At 45.7% G+C, this 25336-nt stretch carries 24 protein-coding genes; 11 read left to right on the top strand and 13 right to left on the bottom strand.

From position 1 onward, the window contains the following. Nucleotides 1-89 precede the first annotated feature (89 nt). A complete protein-coding gene (locus Q0C19_RS01045) occupies nucleotides 90-875 on the bottom strand; it encodes an efflux RND transporter periplasmic adaptor subunit (RefSeq protein WP_295051896.1) in 786 nt (261 codons plus the stop codon). Beyond that, entirely contained in the window at nucleotides 875-2290 is a 1416-nt protein-coding gene (locus Q0C19_RS01040; RefSeq protein WP_295051893.1) for a TolC family protein, read from the bottom strand. The genes Q0C19_RS01045 and Q0C19_RS01040 overlap by 1 nt, the downstream gene beginning before the upstream one ends. Nucleotides 2291-2492: 202 nt before the next feature. Here Q0C19_RS01040 and efp point away from each other — a divergent pair, with 202 nt between their 5' ends. The 5 genes from efp to Q0C19_RS01015 all read left to right on the top strand — a co-directional run bounded on the left by efp (nucleotide 2493) and on the right by Q0C19_RS01015 (nucleotide 6956). Next, nucleotides 2493-3059, top strand: coding sequence for an elongation factor P (gene efp, locus Q0C19_RS01035; protein ID WP_294871369.1), 567 nt, complete (start codon nucleotides 2493-2495; stop codon nucleotides 3057-3059). Nucleotides 3060-3064: 5 nt separating this feature from the next. After that, complete coding sequence (locus Q0C19_RS01030) at nucleotides 3065-3631, top strand: DJ-1 family glyoxalase III (protein ID WP_295051890.1); 567 nt, start codon at nucleotides 3065-3067, stop codon at nucleotides 3629-3631. Beyond that, a complete protein-coding gene (locus Q0C19_RS01025) occupies nucleotides 3618-4370 on the top strand; it encodes a DUF1566 domain-containing protein (protein WP_295051888.1) in 753 nt (250 codons plus the stop codon). The genes Q0C19_RS01030 and Q0C19_RS01025 overlap by 14 nt, the downstream gene beginning before the upstream one ends. 89 nt (nucleotides 4371-4459) lie before the next feature. Further along, nucleotides 4460-6304: a 7TM diverse intracellular signaling domain-containing protein gene (locus Q0C19_RS01020; RefSeq protein ID WP_295051886.1), complete on the top strand. Its 1845-nt coding sequence runs from the start codon at nucleotides 4460-4462 to the stop codon at nucleotides 6302-6304. Beyond that, nucleotides 6279-6956, top strand: coding sequence for a response regulator (locus Q0C19_RS01015; protein WP_295051883.1), 678 nt, complete (start codon nucleotides 6279-6281; stop codon nucleotides 6954-6956). Before Q0C19_RS01020 ends, Q0C19_RS01015 begins: the two co-directional genes overlap by 26 nt. A 19-nt stretch (nucleotides 6957-6975) precedes the next feature. Here Q0C19_RS01015 and Q0C19_RS01010 read toward each other — a convergent pair whose 3' ends face one another. After that, a complete protein-coding gene (locus Q0C19_RS01010) occupies nucleotides 6976-7227 on the bottom strand; it encodes a hypothetical protein (protein ID WP_295051881.1) in 252 nt (83 codons plus the stop codon). 175 nt (nucleotides 7228-7402) lie between these two features. On the opposite strand from Q0C19_RS01010, the gene Q0C19_RS01005 reads away from it, so the two are divergent. Beyond that, complete coding sequence (locus Q0C19_RS01005) at nucleotides 7403-8158, top strand: DUF481 domain-containing protein (RefSeq protein WP_295051878.1); 756 nt, start codon at nucleotides 7403-7405, stop codon at nucleotides 8156-8158. A 31-nt stretch (nucleotides 8159-8189) separates the two neighbouring features. Continuing rightward, nucleotides 8190-8636, top strand: a complete 447-nt coding sequence (locus Q0C19_RS01000; RefSeq protein WP_295051876.1) for a YaiI/YqxD family protein — start codon at nucleotides 8190-8192, stop codon at nucleotides 8634-8636. On the opposite strand, the gene Q0C19_RS00995 is transcribed toward Q0C19_RS01000, so the two are convergent. Together Q0C19_RS00995 and Q0C19_RS00990 are read right to left on the bottom strand one after the other, a co-directional pair. Further along, entirely contained in the window at nucleotides 8633-9016 is a 384-nt protein-coding gene (locus tag Q0C19_RS00995) for a PaaI family thioesterase (RefSeq protein WP_295051874.1), read from the bottom strand. The two genes, Q0C19_RS01000 and Q0C19_RS00995, sit on opposite strands and share 4 nt — an antisense overlap. Continuing rightward, nucleotides 9009-10148, bottom strand: a complete 1140-nt coding sequence (locus Q0C19_RS00990; protein WP_295051871.1) for a PLP-dependent aminotransferase family protein — start codon at nucleotides 10146-10148, stop codon at nucleotides 9009-9011. The genes Q0C19_RS00995 and Q0C19_RS00990 overlap by 8 nt, the downstream gene beginning before the upstream one ends. Nucleotides 10149-10266: 118 nt before the next feature. On the opposite strand from Q0C19_RS00990, the gene Q0C19_RS00985 reads away from it, so the two are divergent. The 4 genes from Q0C19_RS00985 (at nucleotide 10267) to Q0C19_RS00970 (ending at nucleotide 17020) form a co-directional block, all read left to right on the top strand. Next, complete coding sequence (locus tag Q0C19_RS00985) at nucleotides 10267-11142, top strand: GyrI-like domain-containing protein (protein ID WP_295051868.1); 876 nt, start codon at nucleotides 10267-10269, stop codon at nucleotides 11140-11142. Between the two features lie 104 nt (nucleotides 11143-11246). Beyond that, a complete protein-coding gene (gene dnaE / locus Q0C19_RS00980) occupies nucleotides 11247-14786 on the top strand; it encodes a DNA polymerase III subunit alpha (RefSeq protein WP_295051865.1) in 3540 nt (1179 codons plus the stop codon). A 9-nt stretch (nucleotides 14787-14795) separates the two neighbouring features. Beyond that, nucleotides 14796-16034, top strand: coding sequence for a M18 family aminopeptidase (locus Q0C19_RS00975; protein ID WP_295051862.1), 1239 nt, complete (start codon nucleotides 14796-14798; stop codon nucleotides 16032-16034). Beyond that, the gene (locus Q0C19_RS00970; protein WP_295051860.1) at nucleotides 16034-17020 is read left to right on the top strand and encodes a HAMP domain-containing sensor histidine kinase; all 987 of its coding nucleotides are present in this window, start codon (nucleotides 16034-16036) and stop codon (nucleotides 17018-17020) included. Before Q0C19_RS00975 ends, Q0C19_RS00970 begins: the two co-directional genes overlap by 1 nt. Here the strand turns inward: Q0C19_RS00970 and Q0C19_RS00965 are convergent. The 8 genes from Q0C19_RS00965 to pyrD all read right to left on the bottom strand — a co-directional run. Next, on the bottom strand, nucleotides 17017-19227 hold the full coding sequence (locus Q0C19_RS00965) for an EAL domain-containing protein (protein ID WP_295051858.1): 2211 nt from the start codon (nucleotides 19225-19227) through the stop codon (nucleotides 17017-17019). The genes Q0C19_RS00970 and Q0C19_RS00965 overlap by 4 nt on opposite strands. 93 nt (nucleotides 19228-19320) lie before the next feature. Next, the gene (locus Q0C19_RS00960) at nucleotides 19321-19995 is read right to left on the bottom strand and encodes a YggS family pyridoxal phosphate-dependent enzyme (protein ID WP_295051855.1); all 675 of its coding nucleotides are present in this window, start codon (nucleotides 19993-19995) and stop codon (nucleotides 19321-19323) included. After that, nucleotides 19992-21044, bottom strand: coding sequence for an RIP metalloprotease RseP (rseP, locus tag Q0C19_RS00955; protein ID WP_295051852.1), 1053 nt, complete (start codon nucleotides 21042-21044; stop codon nucleotides 19992-19994). The genes Q0C19_RS00960 and rseP overlap by 4 nt, the downstream gene beginning before the upstream one ends. Next, nucleotides 21041-21595, bottom strand: coding sequence for a CDP-diacylglycerol--glycerol-3-phosphate 3-phosphatidyltransferase (gene pgsA, locus Q0C19_RS00950; RefSeq protein WP_295051849.1), 555 nt, complete (start codon nucleotides 21593-21595; stop codon nucleotides 21041-21043). The genes rseP and pgsA overlap by 4 nt, the downstream gene beginning before the upstream one ends. 85 nt (nucleotides 21596-21680) lie before the next feature. Beyond that, complete coding sequence (locus tag Q0C19_RS00945) at nucleotides 21681-22448, bottom strand: enoyl-ACP reductase (protein WP_295051918.1); 768 nt, start codon at nucleotides 22446-22448, stop codon at nucleotides 21681-21683. A gap of 7 nt (nucleotides 22449-22455) precedes the next feature. Continuing rightward, nucleotides 22456-23349 (bottom strand): 4-hydroxy-tetrahydrodipicolinate synthase, encoded by an 894-nt coding sequence (gene dapA, locus Q0C19_RS00940; protein ID WP_295051846.1) that lies wholly within the window; start codon nucleotides 23347-23349, stop codon nucleotides 22456-22458. After that, nucleotides 23346-24605 (bottom strand): pitrilysin family protein, encoded by a 1260-nt coding sequence (locus Q0C19_RS00935; protein WP_295051844.1) that lies wholly within the window; start codon nucleotides 24603-24605, stop codon nucleotides 23346-23348. The genes dapA and Q0C19_RS00935 overlap by 4 nt, the downstream gene beginning before the upstream one ends. Before the next feature lie 38 nt (nucleotides 24606-24643). Further along, a partial coding sequence (gene pyrD / locus Q0C19_RS00930; RefSeq protein ID WP_295051841.1) for a dihydroorotate dehydrogenase (quinone) occupies nucleotides 24644-25336 on the bottom strand: 693 nt, incomplete at its 5' end.

Raw genomic sequence — 25336 nt, 5'->3', positions numbered from 1 at the left:
CGGGGTCAGAGGATTACGTAAAAACCCCTTCGCGAGTTTTCCCGCAGAATCGGTAGGTTGGTAAGAGTGTGGAGCGTCCATTGTGATTCCTATTCGATATCAACAGTTGCGTACATTCCGGGATAGACGGTCTGTTTTGCACTGAACGATACTTTAATTCTAAATGAATGGGTCATAGGGTTAGAACTTGGGATAATAGCACTGACCTTTCCGATTCCGGTATATCCGACCGAGGGGATGGATACTTTGACCCGTTTACCCATCGGGACGAGTTGGAGATTGTTTTCAGCCACTTCCACTTCGATTTTAAGGGCGTTTAAATCGGATAGGACGATTGCCGGCATCCCCGGCATCGCCATCTCTCCCACTTTGATGTTTTTGGCGATAACGACACCGCTGTTGGGTGCGGTTACACGAAGATAGTTGTATTGGTTGTTAACTTCTTGAAGGCGGGCTTTGGCTTGGTTGACTTGGCGTTCGCCGATAGAGATCATATTGTGCAAATTCTTTTTAGAGAGCTCGAGGTTCTCAACTTCAAATTTGCTGACCATATCCTGTGCCAAAAGGCGTTTGTTACGCTCTAAATTGAGTTCCAGATTGGCGTATTGGTTTTGGTACATTTGAAGGGAGAGTTCGGCTTGGGCAATTCCAAGTTCCACTTGGGTTTTTGCTGAATCGATCTCTTTGGAATCGATGCTGTATAACAACTGCCCGCGGCTGACACGAGACCCTTCCGAGACGTTGACACTGGTGACGAATCCCATATTGCGGCTGGTGATCATTTTTTGGTTATCGCTGATAACGCTTCCCGAGAGGCTGAGGCCTGTGGCGCTGAGGGTTGAAGCTAGGGCGAGTGAGGTGAGGAAAAATTTCATTATTTGACTCCGTTACTAAGTTTTTCTAGAGCGAAAATTCGCTCATTGCGTTGATTTTTAACCATCTGAAGATTGAGGATTTTTTCGATCTGCTGGGACTGCTTGATGATAACGTCGCTCATCGATGCGAGGTGCTCGTGATAGCGCCCTTCATAGTTATTATAGATTGTTTCGGCGAGTTCCAGCTCTTTTTCCAAGCTTTTGACTTGAGAGTTTAGGCTATCGATTTCGGTGCGGATTTTGTCGTATTGGAGCGCAATCCCTTTTTTAGCGAGTTCCACTTGGGTCGTTGTTTTGATCTTTTCGATTCGGGCTTTTTCAAGAGAGTTTTTGTCTACCGCACCGTTAAAGAGGTTCCAGCTGAGTTTTGCACCGATGGTATAGGCTTTATGGTCGTTAAAATTACCTAAAAAAGTGTCATCGGCACTGCTTGCTTCGGCAAAAGCACCGATTTGCGGGAGAAACGGAGCGTACGCGAGATCGACCATACGGTCACGAATTTCCAGCCCCTCACGGGCTTTTTTGAGATCGGTATTGCTGGCGAGTACATCGTCTTCGCTGATGAGCGAAGCAGGGTAGTCGGAAGCGGGAAGTTCGATTTCGGTGACGGTTTCATTAAGTAAAAAACTGAGGTAATGGTAGAGGAGTTTTTTATTGGCCTCCATTTCGGTGAGGCTTCGCTCGACGTTCGCTTTTTTCGCTTCCACTTCAAGAAGATCGACTTTTTTGGCGTACCCCTCTTGGAGCATCATTTGTGTGGTGCGTTCGAGTGTCGAAATGTTTTTATGAATGGTTTTCATTTGGTCGATGGAGTGTTGAAGAAGTGCCATGTCGTAATAGCTTTTACGTAATTCGTACCGTTTTTCGGTTTTCATCTGATCGGAGTCGAGCTTTTTGATCTGCTCCATTTTTTCGCTTATATCGCCGTAGGCACTCAGTTTGCCGCCGGTGAAGATAGGGAGCATGTAGGTAAGTTTAGTTTGGTAGAAGTTTTGGTAGCCCGGGTAGTTAAGGTCTTTGGGTTGAATTTTGAGAATAGAATTCATACTTTGAACATCTGATGGTGTTAATGCACCAGCACTTGCACCGAGAAGCGCTTGTCCCATCGGTGCTAAAAATTCATTAAATCCGAAATCCCCGAAATCAGCTTGGCGGGAGCTGAGCTTAAATCCGAATACATTTCCCGCATCATTGGAACGTACAAAGTTTTGGGTCAAATCGAGTGATCCGAAGTTGTACCCTTTTGCGATCCATGTATCGCTGTGGGCGCTCTGTACGTCGAGGGCAGCCGTTTTGATTTCAAGATTGTTATTGTCTAAAATTTCCAGCGCCGCAGGGAGCGATAGACCAGCACCCATCAGATGGCATGAACCGATCAGGAGGGATGCACTGAAAATACGTGAAAGGGGTGTCATAAACAGATTTCCTTGTAATGTATTTGTGATTGTAATCAATCGTATAAGATTATTATACACATTAACGGATTTAATAGAGCTAAAAACCTACAGAGTCGTGAGGAATTATTGGGCTAAATCATACCATAAGTTACATCGGGTTTGAAATTCATCGCAGTTTCGGGTAAAATTCGCCCAATACAAGATCAGAAAAAGGTTTTTCATGGCAACTATCGGTATGGGTGATATCAAAAAAGGTGTACGTTTGGAGATTACGGGCGTACCGTACAAAGTCGTTGAGTTCCAACACGTTAAACCGGGCAAAGGGGCGGCATTTGTCCGTTGTAAAGTAAAGAGCTTTTTGAACGGAAAAGTGATCGAAAAAACGATCCATGCGGGTGATAAATTTGAAGTACCTAATTTGGTTCATACTACGATGCAGTTTTTGTATGATGATGGCGAAATGCTTCAGTTTATGGATAACGAAAGCTACGAACAACTCGGTCTTACCTATGATCAATGCGAAGACGCGATGAAATGGATCAAAGACGGCACCAGTGTTCAAATGATTTTCCATAACGGCAACGCGATCAGTGTCGAAGCACCGGAAATCATGGAACTCAAAATCGTTGAAACTCCGCCGAACTTCAAAGGGGATACGTCTAGCGGTTCTAAAAAACCGGCAACACTTGAAACGGGTGCGGTTGTTCAAGTCCCTTATCACGTGTTAGAGGGTGATATTATCCGTGTTAACACCGTTGAGGGTGAATACATGGAAAAAGTGAAATAACTGTTATGCCTCGGGTTCTTGTTCCCCTTGCTAACGGTTTTGAAGAGATCGAAGCGGTCGCTATTATCGATGTACTGCGTCGTGCAGATATTGAGGTAATTATAGGATCGCTTAACGAATCGCTGATGATCGAAGGGGCGCACGGTATTACCATTCATGCGGATCGTCCGATAGCGGGACTGAGTGCCGATGAACTCGACATGATTGTTCTTCCGGGAGGATGGGGTAATACAAAGACACTTGCCTCCGATTCGGGTGTTCAGTCACTTTTAAAAACAATGGATAAAAAAGGGAAAGGGATCGGTGCAATCTGCGCCGCACCGTATGCCCTTGCGGCGGCAGGTGTCCTTAAAGAAGGATATACCTGCTATCCGAGTATCGAAAATAAAATCGATGTGGGAGGGTTTCGAGGCGATGAGGCTTCGGTTGTCGAAACCGATAACATTATGACCTCTCGCGGCCCGGGAACGGCAGTCTGTTTTGGTTTGGCTATTGTGAAAAAACTTGTAGGCAATGATGTTTATGAGAAATTGCGATCCGAATTACTGGCAGACTCTTGTGAAACGCGCTAACCTATTTTTCTTCCTCTTCATTTCCCCTCTTTTATGGGGGGATGTTCATCTCTCCTCCAGTGAATCTTATTCTCAAGAACAAGCCCATGATTATTGCCGTGATTTGGGAACAAATTGGCGCCAAATGAGCATTACGGAAATCTATGCACTACCGAAAAACTTCCCCTTTAGAGAAGGTTTTAGTTATTGGTCTTCCACAAAAACCGGTTCGGACAAGACCGAAGTCGGTACAGGAAGTGAAGGAGATGGCGGTATTATCGCAACGGTAGGGTTCAGTTTTTTTCCGAAAGAGCGCAATATTACCCTCTCCCCCGGTTGGAAAAAGATTGCCGCAGCCTGTACCAATGAGTCGGAAGTAAAGCGGGTTCGTGATTATCGGCTGATACCTCAGGGGACGCTTGATCCGTATTCCGGCATTGTATGGCATTCTCTTGATGCGACCGATAAACGTGCAAAATATACGTATGAGAACGCGCAAGAGATGTGTGAGAATCTTACTCTTTACGGTCGTAGTTGGCGTTTGCCGACTACCGATGAACTTTTCGGTATCGTCGATTATGATTTTACCCGTCCAACACTTGATATGAAATTTTTCGGTCCGGTGATGCACCGCTATTACTGGAGCGGTGATTCTTTGAATGATAAAGAGGCCTTCGTGGTAGGTTTTAAGCTCGGTTCGGTGGCTACGTCTCCTAAAAAAGAAGAGGCTCATGCGCGATGTGTGAGTGATATCGAATAAGGATGCGTCCTTTTCTCCTTTTATTTATATGTATCCGTTTTCTTTGTGCCAATGAGTATGTTGATATCTCAAAGTCAGAGGTTTCCCCTTTGCATGAGCACTATCTTTATCTCGAAGATAAATACGCGCAGATGGGGCTTAATACTATTTTACAGAGCAGTAATCAAAAAAGATTTCGTCCTCTTGATGGCCGTTCTGCCGGATTTGGACTTACGCAGTCGGATTATTGGATCAAACTTTCGATAGAAAATCCTCAAAATCATCCCCTTAAACGGTTGCTTAAGTTCGATTATCCCCTTCTGGACAGAGTAAGCTTTTATCGAATGAATTCCGAGGGAACCTACAGCAAAAAAATCAGCGGCGATTCGATTGGCGTCTCACAGCATGAAAAAAAAGATGAGAACATTGTTTTTACACTGACGATGGAGCCTCACAGCAAAGAGACACTTTATTTTCATATTCGCTCAAAAAGTTCGATGGACTTACAGCTTTATCTCATGAATGATGACCAGTATTACGCTTCAGAGGTGACTAAAACGGCACTTCTGGGGATTTTTTACGGCGGGGCAGCCATTATGATCTTGTATAACTTTTTTCTTTTTCTCTCTATCCGCGAACGGAGCTATTTTTATTACGTTATTTTTCAGATTGCCGATATTTTGGCTCTTTTGGCTCTAAGCGGAGTCGCTTTACGGTATTTATGGCCGGAGTCTCCTGAAATCAACAATACGATCATTCCGTTTCTGATCGTTTTGGCACATGTTTTGGCGATAGTGTTTACCCGAACTTTCTTGGATACGAGAGCTTTGCTGCCGAAACTGGACAAAGTGCTCTCGGGAATTTTAATTTTTTCAATCGCTATCCTTTTTCTTACCGCGGTCATTAATTATTTTCTGGGACTTATCTTATCGGTTATTGTCTTATTTGTGACAACTCTGAGCCTTGTATCGGTCGGATTGATCGCCTATTTTCGGTATAACGTTAGGGCATCCAAATTTTATCTGATTGCTTGGGTATTGTTGATCGTCGGTACGACACTGACGGCGTTGAAAAATATCGGGCTTTTACCGATCAATTTTTTTACGATATGGGGGACGCAAATCGGGGTATTTTTCGAACTCCTTTTACTTTCCTTCGGTTTGGCGGATCGTATCAATGTCATTCGCTTGCAGAAAGAGCGGTTTCAAGATGAGGCTGCGGAGAAAGCTAAAGTTTTGACGGATCTATTGCGGAAGTCCAAAGATGAACTTGAGAGAGAAGTTCAAGAGAGGACAATAGAGCTTTATATGGCGAATCAGGAGCTGCATAAAAGCGTATCGGCCAAAGAATCTCTTCTCAAAGAGGTCCATCATCGGGTCAAAAACAATTTACAAGTCATTATTTCGATGATGTGGCTTCAGCGCAGACGAACACATGATGAAGCGGTACATACGTTGATTGATGACAGTACCGCCAGACTCCAAAGTATGGCGGTGATACATGAGATGCTGTATGAAAGCAATGATATTGCCATGGTCAATTTAGAGGTTTATCTCCGTTCGCTTATTGATCTTTGCCGACGAAATACGTTGGGAGAATCGGTTCAAATTACCTCTATTCTTCACCCCTTTGAGATGAACATGGATACGGCCGTTACCATAGGATTGATATGCAATGAAGTCTTGATCAACGTGTTTAAACATGCCTTTAGCGCTGAAGAAACAGGAAACCGTTTGGTCGTACGATGTGAGCGGCGTAAAGACCGTATCAGCCTTCGGATTAAAGATAACGGAATCGGCTTTGAGGGATTTGCACAGAACAAAAAATGCATCGGGATTATGCTGGTACATTCATTGGCAGAAAAATTGCCGGAAGCGCAAATTGTGTATAAAAAATGGCACGGTACCTATTTTAGATTGGAGTTTCTGAATGAATCCGACGTTTCTGATCGTTGAAGATGAGCCGATAACGTCCCGATTTATCCGTGAGATTATTGAAGATCAGGGATACGATGTTGCCGGAACCGCGAAAAGCGCCTTAGAAGCACGAAAACTTTTGGCACTGAAACCTATCGACATCGTTATTCTGGACATCAATATACAGGGTTCAGAAGACGGTATACAACTCTCTCGCAGTTTTGCCAATGAGAATATCGCGATCATCTATATCAGCGCCTACAGCGATCCGCAGACATTGCAGGAGGCGGCAGGAACGTTTCCTTATGGATTTTTAGTTAAACCTTTCAGGGAAGCGGATTTGATTGCTGCCGTGATAATGGTCGTTTCCAGGGTGAAAAAAGAGTATGAGGAGAGTGAAAAATTTCAACAGCTAGAGCAGTTTTCGGAGTGTCGGCTTGAAGAGGAAGAATATCGATTGTATTGGCATACCCAGATCATCGAATTAAGTAAAAATGAGACGAGTGCTTTGGCTCTTTTCTTAAGCAAACCGAATACACCGATTGCGATGGAAGAACTTCGTCAGGCCGTTTGGGGAGATAAAAGCATCGGTGATTCGACGATACGGGAATTAATCAATCGGATACGGAACAAAGTAGAGAGATTATCGATTGATAATATTTACGGGACAGGATATATACTTAAACAATAATGCAGCGCATTCGCTCATTTTAGCGATTGAGAAGTTTTTTGGCGGTTTTTCCGATTGCTTCGGCAAAGTCGAGGAAGAGTTTTTCATCTATTTTTAGGATAGGACTCTCATCGTCCATCCATTGTGCCTGTATACTGTATTCATACTCGTTGGTTGAGGGATTGAACCGTCCATAGATATCCAAAATACGGTTTGGATTGATAGCGTTGGATAGGTCGATGGAGATAAAATCGTTAGTATACTCATCATTGTCGAGATTAGTAATAACCATTATGAATCCTTCTGAATAAATGTATTCTGTTAAAGGTAATTATTTTTTGTAATATTATAGGAGAAAACACTCTAACACTTTCTCCTCTTTTTCTAACGTTTCAAAGGGAAAGGGTTGGATAAAAATATACGCCCTAAGGGTATAATTCCAAAAAAATTACGGCAAAGGTATTTTAGTGCGTATTATTCTTATCCTCTCCTTGTTTATTTCGACATCCCTTTTTGCTCTGGTAAGCATTGCACCGGTGGACATCGGATCGAATCCCGGATTGAGCGGAAATGTTTCCGGATCACTCAGTTCAAAAAGCGGTAATACCCAAAAAGATGAATATTCTCTCGGGATGCGTGTGCAATACGATCAAGGGTACGATTATCTGGCATGGGGGATTTTTACGTATGATTACGGTAAATCCAACGGGACGAAAAACGAAGACAAAATCTATGCCCACTTACGCTACATTCACGCATTGGAGCAGAACGCTGCGTGGACATGGGAACTTTTTTTGCAGTCGGAACAAGACAAATTTAAAGATATCAATGAGCGTTCTCTTGCCGGAGCCGGGGTACGCTGGCGTTTTTTAAATTCGGATGATTTGGGGAAAGGGTATGCCGGCATCGGAGGGTTTTTCGAAAAGATCGATTATACGCATCCCGAACTCAATACGGATGAAGACAATAGTCGTATCAACAGCTATATCGCGTACACCAAAAGCTTTATGAGTGCATCGAAATTGAACTATATCGGGTATTATCAGCCAAAAACAGATGATGCGTCCGATTATGTGTCATCGCAGACGCTCGAATTGATCTTGCCCATTGTCGGGCAACTCAATTTAAGTCTGAGTGCAAAATATCTCTACGACAGCCGCCCTGCAGTCGGTGTCGATAAGCGAGATACGGGCTATATGACGAGTCTGCTTTGGCAGTTTTAAGAAATTATGAATTTGAAAAAATTGGAACACTATGAAAATTCTCGTTGATGCCGATGCGTTTCCGAACGCCCTAAAAGAGATATTGCTTCGCGCTGTGTTGAAGCGGAAAATCACCACAGTTTTTATCGCCAACAAGCGAATCGGTATTCCGGATGTCCATCATGTTTCGATGGAGGTAGTAGCGCAAGGTCCCGATGAAGCCGATCACCGTATTACCGAGCTGTGTGAAAGTGATGATTTGGTCATTACCGCCGATATCCCTTTAGCCGATCGTATTGTGACGAAGGGGGCGGTAGGGCTTGATCCGCGCGGAACGATTTACGATGAGAATAACATCAAGCACCTTCTAGCGATGCGTAATCTGATGGAAGAGTTGCGTAATAACGGAGAGATTACCGGCGGCCCCTCTGCCATCGGCGAAAAAACCGTTCGAGCGTTTGCGGACGGATTGAATAAACTGCTCTCAACACGGTGTTAACTTTTCTCCTCTAAAACCGCATAGGTTCCCGTTGCGAATGCGACGAGGTTTTGTTCGTCATAGAGTTCGATTTTAACAAATGAAGTCTTTTTTCCCTGACGAATGACATTGCCTACCGCACGTAAATGTTTTCCTGATGCCGGTTTGAGATAATTGATTTTGATCTCCATCGTCACCGAGGTCAGCCCTTCACAAAGGTTGGAAACAGCGGCATACCATCCGGTATTATCCATCAGCGTTGATATGACTCCTCCATGGATAAATCCTAAATGTTGAAGATGATAGGGCATCGTTGAAAGTTCAACTTCTGCACTCCCTTGTTCGTAGCGGATAAGTTTCCCCCCGATATGTTCTAAAAACGGGAATTTGATCTCATGCATTGGTGTTTTCTCTTTGATCTTTATAGATTTTATAGGCTTGGGCGATGATTTCGATACCCCGACGCATCTCTTCGGGTGTCGTGTTCGTGAAATTAAAACGGGCTTCTGAGCTAACCGGAGCATCGGGATAAAACTCTCCTCCGGGAACGAAAACCGCTCCGTTTTTCAAGCACTGCAATGCGAGTTCTTTTGCATCGATATCCTCGGGAAAGGAGCCGTAGATGAACATCCCTCCTTTGGGTTTTATAAAGCAAAAATCGCTTAATTGATACGTAAGCTCATCGGCAAGTGCATCGCATTTATGTCTGTATGCGGCACGAATTTTACGTAAGTGTTTTCCAAAGAAACCGCTTTCCCAAAAACGTTCCGCCAAAAGCTGTGATAGGGTCGAGGTATGTAAATCCGAGCGCTCCTTCAGCGCTATAATAGGCTGTAACAGTTTTACGTCCCCTCTGATCCATCCCAGCCGAAGCCCCGGCGCAAGCGTTTTTGAAAATGAGCCGACATGGAGGGTATGATTCGGAGCATACAGTGACATCGGAGCAAGGCGCTCGTTGAAAAAAAGTTCCATATAGGCTCCGTCTTCGATGATGATCCCATTATGTTTGACGGCTATTCGTGCAAGTTCTTGCCGATCCTCATCGCTGTAGCTGATGCCGGTCGGATTTTGGAAATCACACATCAGATAGGCTCTCTTGGTTTGTTTAAATCTCTCTTCGAAGAGATGAATATCCGGCCCGGTCTCTTTTAACGGGACGGGATGGAGCGCGCAGCCGTTCGCACTGAAAGCGTTAAGCGCCCCAAGATAGGCAGGAGCTTCAACAACGACACCGGAGGTAAAATAGATTCGACTGATCAAATCGAGTGCTTGTTGCGCACCGGTTGTGATTAAAATATTTTCGCTTTTTGTTTCCATCCCCATAGCTGTGTAGTAGGATGCAAGTTTGTCACGAAGGGACGGAATGCCCGAAGAGATCGAATATTGCAGTGCTCCGGGAGTAGCGAACACTTCATGTGAAGCCTTTTGCAGTGCTTCAATCGGAAACAGACTCTCATCCGGAAGACCCCCCGCAAACGATACCGTATCGCTGCCGATAACTTCCAATATTTCTCTGATAAACGATCGTTTCACGGGAAATCCTTTTTTGATGACATTGTAAAGAAAACGGCACTTTTATTCTTTATCCAGCTACGCAATAAAATTATCCAAAATATTCAATTTTACTATTCATTTATGCTAATATTAGAGTATGAAGCGGGAAACGAAACATCAACGGGCTGACAGTGTCAACGGCGTCTTATCGTATATTTATCTCCATATCGATACGGACTTAAATGCGGTAGAATTGGCAAAATTGCAAAGTATCAGTACTCACCATCTCCACCGGATTTTTAAAGAAGAGACGGGAAAAAATTTATTCGAAACGATTAAATCGATTCGGCTTCAAAAAGCGGCCAGTTTATTATTGACCAATCGCTATGCGACCGTTTCCGAGATAGCGATGATGTGCGGATACAGTTCTCAAACATCGTTTATAAAAGCGTTCAAAGAGCGTTTTCATACGACGCCGAAGGTATGGAAGAGCGGGGCCTCTTTATCGTATTCCGAAAAAATTCTTGCCGATTCGTTATCGGGAAGATCGGATCGCGATTTCAGCGGGACGATTCCGAAAATCGTGAAGAGTTCTCCCATCTATGCCGCTTATATACGTCATCGCGGATACAATATTTCAATCAAAAACAGTTGGAATCGTCTCCGTGCCTGGTGCATCGAAAACGATATTCCCGAAAATTCACGGCAGATCGGATTTCATCATGACAATCCAACCATTACCCCTTTGAATGAGTGTGCTTACATTGCTGCTGTCGAAGTCAAAAAGGGGATGAATTTGCACGGTTCAGTCGCTTATTTTGAAATCCCGGCATCATTGTGTGCCGTGTTTACTATTCAGGGGAAATACGGTGATGTACTCCATTTTATGCGCTATGTCTACCAAATATGGCTTCCGGAGAGCGGTTTTGAAGCCAAAACTTTGCCACCGTATGCCATTTACCGAAAAAACCATTTTTTGGATGAGTTCGATGAGTTCGACCTTGAATTTTATCTACCGATCAGCGTATTATAAACATCTCTGCTATAGCCAATATTCGGGGAGTACAATAGCTATTAAATGAGATATTAATTCACCCTAGACTATAATCATTTTACTTTTTTTCAAGGCATTTTTTTATGAGCACTATTCCCCCGTTTACCCATTTGCATCTCCATACCGAATACTCGCTTCTTGATGGTGCAAACAAAATTTCCGCGTTAGCCTCGCGGGTAAAAGAGTTGGGGATGACCTCGGTCGCGATGAGCGATCACGGGAATATGTTCGGAGCAATCGATTTTTATCAGCAGATGCGCGGAGCGGGACTCAAACCGATTATCGGGATGGAAGCCTACATCCATAACGGCGAAGAGTTGGGGGATAAAACGATCAAACAGCGTTTTCACGTGTGTTTGTTTGCCAAAAACGAGGCGGGTTATAAAAACCTGATGTACCTCTCTTCCCAAGCCTATATCAACGGGTTTTACTACTTTCCCCGTATTAACAAACAGCTTCTTCGCGAGAATTGCGAAGGGATTATTTGTACCTCGGCGTGTTTGCAAGGGGAGGTGAACTGGCATCTCAATACCAACAGCGAACGTAACGTCAAAAACGGGGCGTTAGGATACGATGAGGCGAAACGGATCGCATTGGAGTATAAAGAGATTTTCGGGGATGATTTTTACATGGAGATCATGCGACACGGGATCGCCGATCAGCTTTTTATCGATGAACAGGTGATACGCATCTCCCAAGAGACAAAGATCAAACTGATCGCCACCAACGACACCCACTATACCTATGCCGATGACGCGCAGTATCACGAAGCGTTTATGTGTATCGGGATGAATAAACTCTACGATGATCCCAAACGTATGCGTCACTCCGTCCATGAGTTTTACATCAAATCTCCCGAGCAGATGGCACGGCTGTTCGCTGACATTCCCGAAGCCCTCTATAACACCCAAGAGATCGTCGAGAAGTGCCAGTTGGAGCTAAAACTGGGAAATCCGACCCCTCCGAATTTCAAATTTACGACCGAATACGCCCTCGAAGAGGGACTAACCATCGAAGAGGATTCGGAGTACTTTATCCACCGCTGCCGAATCGGTTTGGAGTTACGGCTCGAGCATGTCCCGTCGGAGCGTCATCAGGAGTATCGAGATCGTTTAGAGTTTGAGATGCAGGTGATCAATCAGATGAAATTCCCCGGCTATATGCTGATCGTTTGGGATTTCGTCCGTGAAGCGAAACGGATGGGGATTGCCGTAGGACCGGGACGGGGATCGGCGGCGGGGAGCCTTGTCGCTTACTCTCTCGAGATCACTGATATCGATCCGATGAAATACGATTTACTTTTTGAGCGTTTTCTTAATCCGGAACGGGTATCGATGCCCGATATCGATATGGACTTTATGCAGGCGCGTCGCGGCGAGATCATCGACTACGTCGTGGGCAAATACGGTCGTGAACAGGTTGCACAGATCATTACCTTTGGTTCGCTGCTTGCTAAAGGGGTTATCCGCGACGTTGCGCGCGTTTTGGAGATGCCTCTCTCTCAAGCCGACATGATGGCCAAACTGATTCCCGATGAGCTGGGGATTACCCTCAACGGTAAAACCAAAGGGGGAGAGTTTAAACCCGGAGCGTTTCAAAAAGAGCCAAAAATTTCCGAACTGATCGATAGTGATCCGCAGATAGCACGGGTATGGGAGTTTTCCAAAAAACTCGAAGGGCTCAAACGCAATGCAGGAATGCACGCGGCGGGGGTTGTTATCTCGAATGAACCGCTCTGGAAGAAAACCCCGATCTACAAACCCTCGGGGGAGGAGACATTTGTCACCCAATACTCGCTCAACTACCTCGAAGACATCGACCTGATCAAATTCGACTTCTTGGGACTTAAAACACTTGACGTTATCGATAACGCGATCAAACTGATCAAAAAACGGTACGACGTCGAGGTGAACTGGCATAAAATCGATGAGAATGACCCGAAAGTGTACGAAATTATCCAAAGCGGTGACACGATCGGAATGTTCCAAATCGAGAGTTCGGGGATGCAGGATCTTAACCGCCGTCTTAAACCGAGTTCTTTCGAGGACTTGATTGCGGTACTCGCCCTTTATCGCCCGGGACCGATGGAATCGGGGATGTTGGATGACTTTATCGAGCGTAAGCACGGCCGTCAGGCGATTAGCTATACCTTTGACTCTATGGAGCCGATCCTCAAACCGACTTACGGGGTTATCGTCTACCAAGAGCAGGTTATGCAGATCGTTCAAACCGTCGGAGGAATGAGCCTTGGCGGTGCGGACATCGTACGGCGTGCAATGGGTAAAAAGAAAATCGAAGAGATGCAAAAATACAACAAAGAGTTTTCCGAAGGGGCGGCCAATCAAGGGCTGGATTATAAAAAAGCCTCCGAACTCTTTGACCTGATCGAAAAATTCGCCGGATACGGATTCAACAAATCCCACTCGGCGGCATACGCGATGGTCACCTTTCAGACGGCGTGGCTCAAAACCTACTATCCGCAGGAGTTTATGGCGGCATTGCTGACCTCTGAAAAAGATAACACCGATAAAGTCGTCAAATACATCGACGAAGCCAAACGGATGAAAATCTTCCTCGGTGCTCCCGATATCAACCACTCACAGCTCGAATTCTCCGCGATCAACAAAGACGGACAGGATCAAATCCTCTTCGGTTTGGGAGCGATCAAAGGGGTCGGAGAAGCGGCGGTCGAGTCGATCCTCGAAGCACGGAGTGAGGGAGAGTTCAAAGATATCCAAGACTTCACCAACCGTATCGAACCGCAAAAAGTGAACAAACGGGTAATCGAGTGCATCATCAAAGCAGGGGGCTTGGATCACTTCGGATACTCCCGCCGTGCATTGTTGGAGCAGGTCGAAACCCTTGTCGAGACGGCTAAAAAAGGGTCATCTTTGAAAAAAGATGCCCAATTCAGCCTTTTCGGGGATGATGAAGAGGTGACGGCGGTCGAACTCACCCTGAAAAATATGGACGAGTTCGACCTCAAAACGCTGCTGGATTTCGAGAAAGATACCCTCGGTTTTTACGTCTCCGGTCATCCGCTCGACAATTTCCGTGACCAGATCGATGCAATCAACTATACCCTATCATCCGAAGTAGAAAATATCGAGGACGGATCGAGCGCCATTTTCATCGGAAAAGTCGAAGAGATTACGAAAAAGATGTCGAAAAAAGGGTCTATGTTCGGTCTCGTGAGCCTGATGGACTTCCACGGGAATATCGAAGTGATGCTCTTTAGTGACAAAGTCGATCAGCTCGAAGCAATGGATCTCGACGAGCCGATTGCGTTCAAGGTCAAGGTGACTCATACCGAGATGTTCACTCGCATAAGCGTCACCAAAATTATGACCCTTAACGAAGCGAAAAAAGAGGCGAAAAAGGTGGAGACCAAAATCGTCGAAAACCATCCTCCTCAGGAACCGTTGCTGCTGCGCATCCGCCTCAGCGACAATCTTGAAACGCTCGAAAAACTCTATACCCTGATTCGCCGTCATCCGGGACGCCGCGAGATTAAACTCACCATCGTCTCGAAACTGGCCGATGTCGTCATTGATTCGGCAATACGGGTGGATAACAAGGTGATTGAAGAGTTAACTGCCTTAGAAGATGTAGATGTAATTTAGGAGAGTAAAATGCGCGAATTCAACGAAGAGATGATCAGTTTTATCGATGCCTCCCCGACCCCGTTTCATGCGGTGGAGTGGATGGTAAAAACGCTTGAGTGCCGAGGGTTCAACCGTCTGGAAGAAGATGCCGTGTGGAATCTGGAGATCGGGTGCGATTATTATGTCACCCGTAATGACTCATCGTTGATTGCTTTTACCTACCCTCCGTGCGCCGAAAAAGGGTACACCATCGTCGGCGCCCATACCGATTCTCCCCATCTGTGCCTTAAACCTAACCCGCTAACGACTTCGGCGGGTGTCAAACGGCTCGGCGTCGAACCCTATGGCGGAGTACTCCTTAACCCGTGGTTTGATCGCGATTTGGCGTTAGCGGGTCGTGTTGTTTATCTGGATGGGGAAGTACGCAAAGAGGCGATTATCACTATCGACCGTCCCATCGCGATTATCCCCTCACTCGCCATCCATCTCGACCGTGATGCCAATAGCGCTCACTCTATCAATGCACAAAGTGATATCGTTCCCCTTATCGCTACGGGAGAAGTTTATTTCGAGACGTTTATCCTCTCACAGATCCAAGAAGAGATAACGAATTTTACCCTTTTAGCGCATGAACTCAGTTTCTATGACACCCAAAAAGGGTCGTTCATCGGAATCGATGATGAGTTTATTGCCTCAGCACGTTTGGATAATCTTCTCAGCTGTTATGTGGGACTTCAGGCACTGTTGGAGACTTCCTATCCGATGATGTGTGCTTTTATGGATCACGAAGAGGTAGGAAGCGAGAGCCATATCGGGGCAGGGGGGACCTTCGTGGAAGAGACGTTGCGCCGTATTGCAGGGATTGAATATGAGAAGCTGATGCGCCGATCATTGATGGTGTCGTGCGATAATGCCCATGCACAGCACCCTAATTTTCCGACCAAACACGAGAGTGAACACGCTCCGCTGTTAAATCAGGGGGTTGCGATCAAAATCAATTCCAATCAGCGTTACGCGACAAGTTCACGGACACAGGGGAGATTCCTTCAGTGTGCCAGAGCGCTTCATATTCCGACACAGACATTTGTCACCCGCAGCGACATCGGATGCGGAAGTACCATCGGCCCTATCAGTGCGACACGTTTGGGAATCGAGACGATTGATGTCGGTGTTCCGACGTTGGCGATGCACTCGATCCGCGAACTCTCAGGAATCAGCGATGCTTTCGGTCTTTATCGTATTTTGATCCATTTGGGAGATTATTAATGACGGAGATGATCTCCCCCGCTGAACTTAAAGCCCTTATCGATCAAACCTACAAGGTTGAAGAGGAGTATGTCGCACTTCGTCAATCGTATGCGCATCTGCAGTCGACGATCGAACAGGTAATCGAATTCCTCCCTAATGCCATTTGGATCGTTGAAACGGACGGCTCCATCTTTTTGCAAAACTCTCAGGGAAAAGCGCTGGGGAAACTTTTCGATGCCCTTCATTTGGACGATGAAGACTATGAAATGACATTTAAAGAACGTTCCTATCTTATCAAATCGGCTCAACACAACGAAAAACGGCTATTAAGTGCTACCGATATTACCGAACAAAAACGGAAAGAAAATCTCGCTACGATGGGGCAGATGGCGGCACATTTATCACACGAAATCCGTAATCCGATCGGCTCCATCGCCCTTCTAGCTTCTACATTGATGAAACGGGTCAAAGAGGAGAATAAACCGATTGTGACCGAGATCCAAAAGTCGCTTTACCGGATTGAGCGGATCATCAAAGCGACTCTGATGTTCTCCAAAGGGGTAAGCGCCCAAAAGAATGCTCTTCGGTGGTGGCAGATTCGCGAGGCGCTTACGAGCGCTATCGGGTATTACAGTTATGCCAAGCCTATCGAGTTTGATTTTCCCGAAGAGGATTTTGAACTTTTCGGCGATTTGGATTTATTGACCATGCTTTTTACCAATTTTGTGTTCAATGCTATCGATGCGATTGAACTGGATGAAGAGGACGAAGGGAAAATTGAGATCCACCACATGAGAGAGGGAGACTATCATGTTTTTGAGATCTATGACAGCGGAATCGCTATCGAGAATAAAAAGTGGCTTTTCGAAGCGTTTAAAAGTACGAAAGAGCGGGGTAACGGTTTAGGACTGGTTCTCTCCAAGAACATTGTAGAATCTCACGGCGGAGAGATAGCCCTCTGTGAGGGGCCGCGCAAAGGGTTTCGCTTTAGTATCTCCTCTTAGAGGGGCTTAGGCTCTCCCAAATAGTACCCTTGCAAATAATCAATTCCCAACTCTCTGCATTTGTTGTAGACCGCTTCGGAGTGGACAAACTCTGCTACCGTATGCAATCCCAAATGTTTTGAAAATTCGGTAATAGCGATCAAGATAGTTTGCGCATTGGTATCGGTATCGATATTGCGGATCAGTGAGCCGTCAATTTTAAGAATATCAACATCGAGTTTGATAATATGGGCAAAGTTGGAATATCCGGTACCGAAGTCATCGATGGCAATACGGCATCCGAATTGTTTCACTTCGCTGATAAAAGCAGAGACTTCCGGATAATTTTCAATCCCTTCACTCTCTAAAAGCTCAAAGATAAGCCGATTTGTATGAGAGGAAGCTCGTAATTTTTGGATCAATAGCTCTTTCGTCGGTTTATCAAAAATATCATCGACCGAAAGATTGATCGAATAGGTATGGGTTGTCGTCTCCAACATCGTAAATACTTCATTAATGACGAATTGAGAGAGGAGCGGATAAAGACGCGATTGTCGTGCGGCGGGGAGAAAGTATCCCGGAGAGACAATTTCACCATTGTTGTCAATCATACGGATAAGCGCTTCATGCTCAACGATATGACCAGTGTTAGCATCGAATATCGGTTGGTAATGGAGGCAAAATTGTTTTTCTTCAATCGCTTCTTTGAGTTTTTTGCTCCATAAAATATTATGTTGATACTCTTGTCTAATTTGCATGGTTTCATCGTACAGCTGATAGCTAAGACGCCGTTTTTTAGCCGATTTCAACGCCATGTCGGCATTGGCGAGAAGATCGATGATATTACTTTTGCGGCTTCGGGCAACGTCCATCCCCATTGTGAGTGTGACGAAGATACTCGCACCTTGAAGATCATAATACTGAGCTTGCAGATAATTGACGATGGAGAGGCGGGCAGCTTCTAATTGAGCCGAATTCATCGGTTGGCTTAAGGTAATGGCATATTCATCGGAGGGCATTTTATAGAGCTGCATCGGCAGATTATGAATCGCTTCTTGGATCGATTTTGCCAATGCAAGGAGGGTTTCGTCTCCGATCGCATGACCGTAAAAATCGTTAATTTCTTTAAAATTATCGATATTCAAGAGGATGAGTGCGTAAAAACGGTTGGTTCGGATATCTCGAATAAGGGCATTTCGGTTGGGGAGGGAAGTGAGATAATCGGTATGGAGCTGATGCTCAAGTTTTTGATTTAGTTCTTTGGTGAGCTGGGTATCACGTTCAATGCGACGGATAAGAATACGAAATCCGTAATGCAAAATGGCAGCCATTACCGTCACTAAAATAAGACTTATCAGTATAAGATTTCGGATTTCTATTTTGTATTCAGCAACATCTTCGGTAATGTCAAACGCGCACGTCATCATGGCGATGAGCTCATTTTTATAGTTGGTTAACGGTCGCGATGCAATAACATAGTCGCGTGCGTCTATAGTGTATCGGTTACTCTTGTTAAACGTGAATGTTGCGGGCAGATGTTCAAACAAAGGATTATTGGAAGAGACAATAGAATATCCCTGATACGCAATATTTTTAGAATTCGGAAGTAAGATTTTAAGCTTTTGGGTATCAAAGGCTATGGCGCTCTTAATCCCTGAATGGGCATCTAGACGTTTTTGGACACGGTCGATTTTGGCAACGGTTTGGATAATACCGATAAACGTTTTATTTTTAAAGATCGGGACAATCGTGACGACGGAGACATCGTAAATCGTAACATCCAAAGTGGTAACAATTTTTCGGTTATTAATGGCATACGCTAAGACCGGACGTTTTTTGAGAATATTATCTCCGTATTTCTTCGGGTCTTGAAGCCGGAGAAAATGGGTGCCGTCAGCACCGATGAAACCGCTCATATCGACTTCACCGCGATGTTTCGCCTCTTTAAAATACGGGATCGTCAGTTGATAGAGCTTTTCCCGATCACGTGCTGCAAACGCATCAACAATGTCACGGTTTCCCGCAATTTGACAGGCAAGTTCACTCAGCCCTTTTTGGGTGTCTAGCATTGCCAAATCAAAAGAGTTACGCAAAAGTGCACGGTGGGCGGATGTTTTTTCATCCAAAACATGTTTTTTATCTTGAATAATGGTGACAATAAAGATCGCAATAAGCAAGATGACAAGCGCAAGGGAAAAAAGAGTAGCACGTACTTTTATTTTATTCACTCTTTCCCTTTTTTTGCGATATCCATGAGATACGATTATAGCATAGGAGAAAAGAATTTGTCACAAAAAAATTATAAATAGTTAATAACAAAACTATTTAGGGAAGAGAATTGATCCCAATCGTATCATAGTCGAACCGCATTCGATGGCAAGTTCAAAATCACTGCTCATCCCCATAGAACAAACCGTTGCTTTCGGAAGAGTTTCAAAAATACGGCGGGTTGTCTCAAAACTATTACGGATAATCGTCGGGTCATCGACGTGAGCGCCGATACTCATGACCCCTTGAAGATGGAGTCTCGGGCACTCTTCGAGTATTTGGCTGTATTTTTCGCTGATCTCTTCGGGGAGAAAACCGCTTTTAGACGCTTCATAGGCGGAATTGATTTGAACCAAAGCCCGTAATGTCGTACCGTCTCGTTCCAACCGATCATTGAGGGCATGGGCAAGTTCGAGAGAATCGATCGAATGGAGCAGATGGGGACGGACGTTTAGGAGATGGTTGATCTTATTCTTTTGCAAGGTCCCGATGAAATGCCATTCGATCGGCAGATCATCCAACTGTTCACTTTTGGTGATGAGATCTTGAATCTTGTTCTCACCGAATGCCCGCTGCCCGATCGCATAAAGGGATTTGATTGCTTCCGCATCGACGTATTTGCTTGCCGCAACAATTTTTACGATGTGATGATCGCTGACACGTAAACGGGCTTTTTCTACCCGCTCGATGATACCGTCAAAATAGCGTTTATGCTCTAGTGTGGTCATTGCATTAACCTCGTTATATCGTTATAAAGCCCCAAACTCATAAGTCCGAACAGGAATATCCATCCGCCGATGGTAAGCTGGGTTATCACCGCTTCGCTCGGTGCTTTGCGTCGGATCATCTCATAGAGGTTGAACATAATGTGTCCACCGTCAAGTGCAGGGATCGGGAGAAGATTAAGGACGCCGAGGTTAACCGAGATGAGTGCTGAGAAAAAGAACAAACTCATCCATCCGTACTCTGCCGCATCGGCAGTAATCTTGGTAATGCTGACCACGCCGCCGACCTCTTTGGCGGGGACGATACCGGTAAGAAGTTTTTGAACACTTTGGAAAATAAGAAGAGAGGAGGTATAGGTCTCCTCTGTCGCATAGCTCAGCGCTGATATCGGAGTGAGCTGCAATGTGTGGGTAATACCTGCGGGAGCAATACCGATCATCCGTTGTTGGACTGTCTCTTTGAAAATATTTTGTGTCTCGGTTATTTTAGGATTAACGATAAAAATATGGACACGGTTCGTTCTCTCAACGCGAAATGTCAGCGGTCCGACAGATGCTTTGACGGCATCGGAGAGATTGTTCCATTCACTAATGCTTTCTCCGTTGATGGAGAGGACGGTATCCCCTTTTTGAAGTCCTGCGGCATGTGCCGGAGATTCATGAAGAACATTGCCGATTACGGGGGAGAGTGCTTGTGGTCCACCTAAGGCGATGGCATAGAACAAAAACCAAGCCAATACAAAATTAGCCAGCGGACCTGATACCAGAATGATGATTCGCTGCCACGGTTTTTTACTATTGTAGCTGTCTTTATCACTGCTGAGGGCTGTGGGATCGAGATCATCCTGCCCTTTCATTTTGACATAGCCCCCCAGCGGAATCGCCGAAATCTGCCATTGGGTATTCAGCCAACGAAAAGAGGCAAGTTTTTTTCCGAATCCGATACTGAATACTTCGACGTAAACACCCAATAGCCGTGCGGCCGTGTAATGACCGAGTTCATGGAAAAAAATAAGGGCCGAGAGGACAAGGAGCGCGACTAACCAACTCATACGGCACCTCGATTTCGGTAGGCTTTGCTGAAGCCTACAAGGTATTCAGCTCCCGAATATACGGTCAATGCGACAGCAATCCAGAGCAATAGGTCACCGAAAGGCCAGTGCATCAGCAAAAATCCGATAGCGATCATCTGTGCGACGGTTTTGACTTTTCCCGCCCATGAAGCGCTGATATCGATCCCCTCCGAGAGTGAAAGAGTACGAAGTCCGGTGATGAAAAGTTCACGGACGATGATGATATAGATGGCCCATGCCGAAGCGGCACCGCTCATCATGAGACCGAGAAAAGCGGCAAGGGTGAGCATTTTATCGGCTAACGGGTCGAGAATTTGACCGATAATCGTGATTTGATCGAGTTCACGGGCGATGTACCCGTCAAAAAAGTCGGTAACGCTAGCAATGACAAACAGGAGTGAGGCTGCGTAATAGCTCCAGCTAACGTGCCATCCCATATCGGTAAAGAGCTGAGGGTTTAGAATGATCCAAAACATCACCGGAGCGATGAGAAGGCGCGAAAATGCAAGTAGATTGGGAAGGTTAAACACCAAGTTAGCCTTTTAGGTTTCGGTTTTTTAAACGCGCTAAGCTGCGCGTGTAGCTTCGGGAATTTTATTTCCGAAGCGTTCCAATTTACTGAAACGTAGTCCCGCCGTCGACGACGATGGTTTGTCCGGTAAGCCATGGTGAACCGTTTCCGCAGAGGAACATACAAGCCCCCGTCAAATCTTCCGCTTCTCCCATACGGCTGAGCGGTGAGCGTTTGATCACTTCACCTTTTACCTCTTCGTAATTGGGGAACGCTTTGAGCGCATCGGTATCGATCGGTCCGCCGCTGACGGCATTGACACGGATCCCTTTTTCACCCAGTTCCGCTGCCGCGTAGCGCACCATTGCTTCGACGGCTGCTTTATTGGTTCCGTGACCCGCATAGTTTGGGGTATAGACGAGATTGCCGGTTGAACTCATCGAAATGATTGAACCTCCGCCTACTTTTTCCATCCGTTTGGCCGCTTCTTGCGCGCCGACGACAAAGGCGTCTACGGTTGCGGTATAGATATTATTCAACCCTTTAGGTTTGAGGCGCATAAACGGCCCGAATCCGCCGACTACTGCGCGTCCTGAGATGATGGCGTTGGAGATAAAAAAGTCGAGACGGTCGAAATCTTCATCAAATTTAGTATAAACCTCTTTGTACTCATCGGGCTCTAAAATATTCAGAGCATACCCTCGGCATTTGACTCCGTGGTTTTTCTCAACGTCACCTGCGATCTCTTGAGCGATCTCTGCATTAGAGTTATAGGTGAAAGCGACGTTACACCCTTGTGCTGCGAACGCGTAAACAATCGCTTTTCCGATTCCGCGTGTGCCGCCGCTGATGAGTAGTGTTTTTCCTTGCATTGACAAATTAAGCTCCTTGGATAGTATAGTTTTGCATGACGGATTCAAGCCGTTTAAGATTCTCAGCACTCGGGGCGACGAGAGGGAGTCGGTATTCTAATGTATCGATCAGCCCCGCAATGAACATCGCCGCTTTGATCATTACCGGATTGGATTCTAAAAAGAGGGCTTTGTTGATCGGGAAAAGCGCATCGTTCAATGCTTTTGAACCACTCAAATCGCCGCTTAGCGCTTTGGCAACCAATTGGGCTTTTAAATCCGGCAAGAGGTTTGAAGTAACCGAGGTGATACCGGCTCCCCCATTGGCAAGAATAGCGTAGTCGATTGCGTCATCACCGCTGAAGACTTTAAGTTCAGGTCGGCGAGAGAGGAGCTCGATAGAGCGCTCGATGCTTCCTGTGGCTTCTTTGATCCCGTAAATGTTTTTTACATCATCAAATAGACGGATAACGGTATCGGCACTGATATCCACGACGGTACGCCCCGGGACATTATAGAGCATGAACGGGAGCTCGGGAACCGACTCGGCAATCGCTTTATAATGTTGGTAAAGTCCCTCTTGGGAAGGTTTATTGTAGTACGGTGCAACAGAGAATATTGCATCGACTCCACAAGCCTGCGCCGTTTTTGCCGCTTCGATCGCTTCGGCGGTCGAGTTGCTTCCCGCACCGGCGAGGACTTTGGTAGAAGTTCCCTTGCATACCGCTACCGCAATCTCCATACAGATACGGTCTTCTTCATACGTGAGCGTAGCACTCTCACCTGTCGTTCCGACCGGGCAAACCGCATCAATTCCGTTGTTAATCTGTCTTTGTATCAGTTCAGCGTATTTTTGTTCATCCAGTTTCCCGTGTTTAAAGGGGGTTATGAGGGCGGTTGTTGAGCCTGTTACGAGATTCATTTTTGGCCTTTTCGTAGGATTAGCGTGGTGGATTTTTCAAGGATAAGGTACTCTTTTGCAACCGCTTGAATTTCATCGGGTTTGAGTCCTTCGATCGTTTTTTCATAGTTCATTAGCGGAGTAACATCACCGCGGGCAAGGTAACTTCCGAACAGCTCGGCAACCGATGTTGAACTCTCCAATGAGTAGATAAAGTCGGCTTTGGTATTGATTTTGACCTTATCCAATTCGGCTTTTTCCACCGGAGTGTTTTGGAGACTATGGATCACATTCCAAATCTCTTTTTCCACCTCTTCGGCTTTGACCCCGTTATTGCAGACCGCTAAAAATAAAAAGATCCCCGGATCAATATTTTCCATATTGTAGGCATAAATTTGATTGACGAGACGCTTTTCATCCACCAAAAGACGGCTTAAACGCGAACTTTTACCGGAACTGAGCAATTCACTGAGGGCAGAGATCTTCGGCTGATCGGGATGCTGAAAATTTGGGATCGGAAACGAGATTGCCAGCATCTCCACTTCGCTCTCTTTGTTTACGATGACACGTCGTGCGCCGTCTTGTTCGGGCTCGGCTGTTTTGACCGTCGGGATAGCGAGTGTATTGGGAACCGCTCCGAAATGTTTTTGCGCCTCTTCAAAAACTTTTTCCGCTTTTATGTCGCCCGTAACGACCAAAATTGCATTAGAGGGTTGATAATAAGTCTCATGGAAGGTTCGGATATCGTTCAATGACCATGTTTGAATATCGTTCATAAATCCTATCGGCGTCCAGTGATACGGATGATAGACATAGGCGCTGTTAAAGAGGCGGAAATAGAGATACCCCATCGGATTGTTGTCGGTTCTCCATCGGCGCTCTTCGGCAACAACATTGCGCTCAGGTTGAAACTCGTCGTCTTTTAGGTTCAAGTTTTGCATCAGTTCCGCAAAGAGTGTGAGCGATTTCGGAAGATTTTCAGAACTTGATTTGATGTAATAGTGGGTAAAGTCAAATCCGGTTGAAGCGTTATTCATCCCTCCGATGCTTTTGACCTCTTCGTCAAATTCACCCGCTTTGAGGTTTTTGGTTGATTTGAAGTTCATGTGTTCGAGCATATGGGCGATGCCGCTTTTCCCCATCACTTCATTGCGGCTTCCTACTTTATAGAAAATATCGGTGGAGATAACCTGTGAACCGTTATCCATCGGGATAGCAACGACTTGCAATCCGTTGGAGAGTGTTTGGGTTTCGTAGTGAGGCAGTGATGAGGCCATAAGGGTTCCTAAACTCAAAATTGTAGCAGCGAGGATTTTCATCGCCGATCTGCGCCGATCGCATCAGTAATAGAGGTAAAGCCGTCCGATGTCAAAAGATCAATCAGTCCGCTGTTGATCTCTTCAACGACTTCGGGACCTTTGAAAATCAGCGAGGTGTAGATTTGGACGAGTGACGCACCCGCACGGATACGGCGGTACGCCTCTTCGGGAGTACTGATTCCGCCGACACTGATGAGGGTAGTTTTACCGTAGAGTTCGCGTGCAATCGCATCGAAAATATAGAAGCTTCGCTCGCGCAGTACTTCACCGCTGAGCCCGCCCATATCTTCCGGTTCGCTAACGAGGGAATAATCGATGGTCGTGTTGGTTGCAATAATTCCGTCGGCTCCGCTCTCTACGGCATGGACACAGAGGGCTACGGCTTGATCTTCGCTCATATCGGGGGCGATTTTGAGCAAAATAGGTTTGTTTGTCAGGGCTTTTGCTTCGGCGAAGAGCTGGCTGATAAACGCTTCGTTCTGGAGATTGCGCAAGCCCGGTGTATTGGGAGATGAGATATTGATAACCATGTAATCGGCATACTCATGGAGCGCTTTGATCAGGGTTGTGTAATCTTTGATCGCTTTATCATCCGGGGTGATTTTATTTTTTCCGATATTGACACCGATAGGGGTGCTGAAGGGATAAATATTTTTGAGCCGATGAGAAATACGGAAAAGTCCGTCATT

It is taken from the genome of Sulfuricurvum sp. (assembly GCF_023250475.1).
Taxonomy (GTDB): domain Bacteria; phylum Campylobacterota; class Campylobacteria; order Campylobacterales; family Sulfurimonadaceae; genus Sulfuricurvum.
The sequence above is the reverse complement of the archived record's forward strand: the minus strand, read 5'-3'. Positions and strand labels throughout refer to the sequence as shown.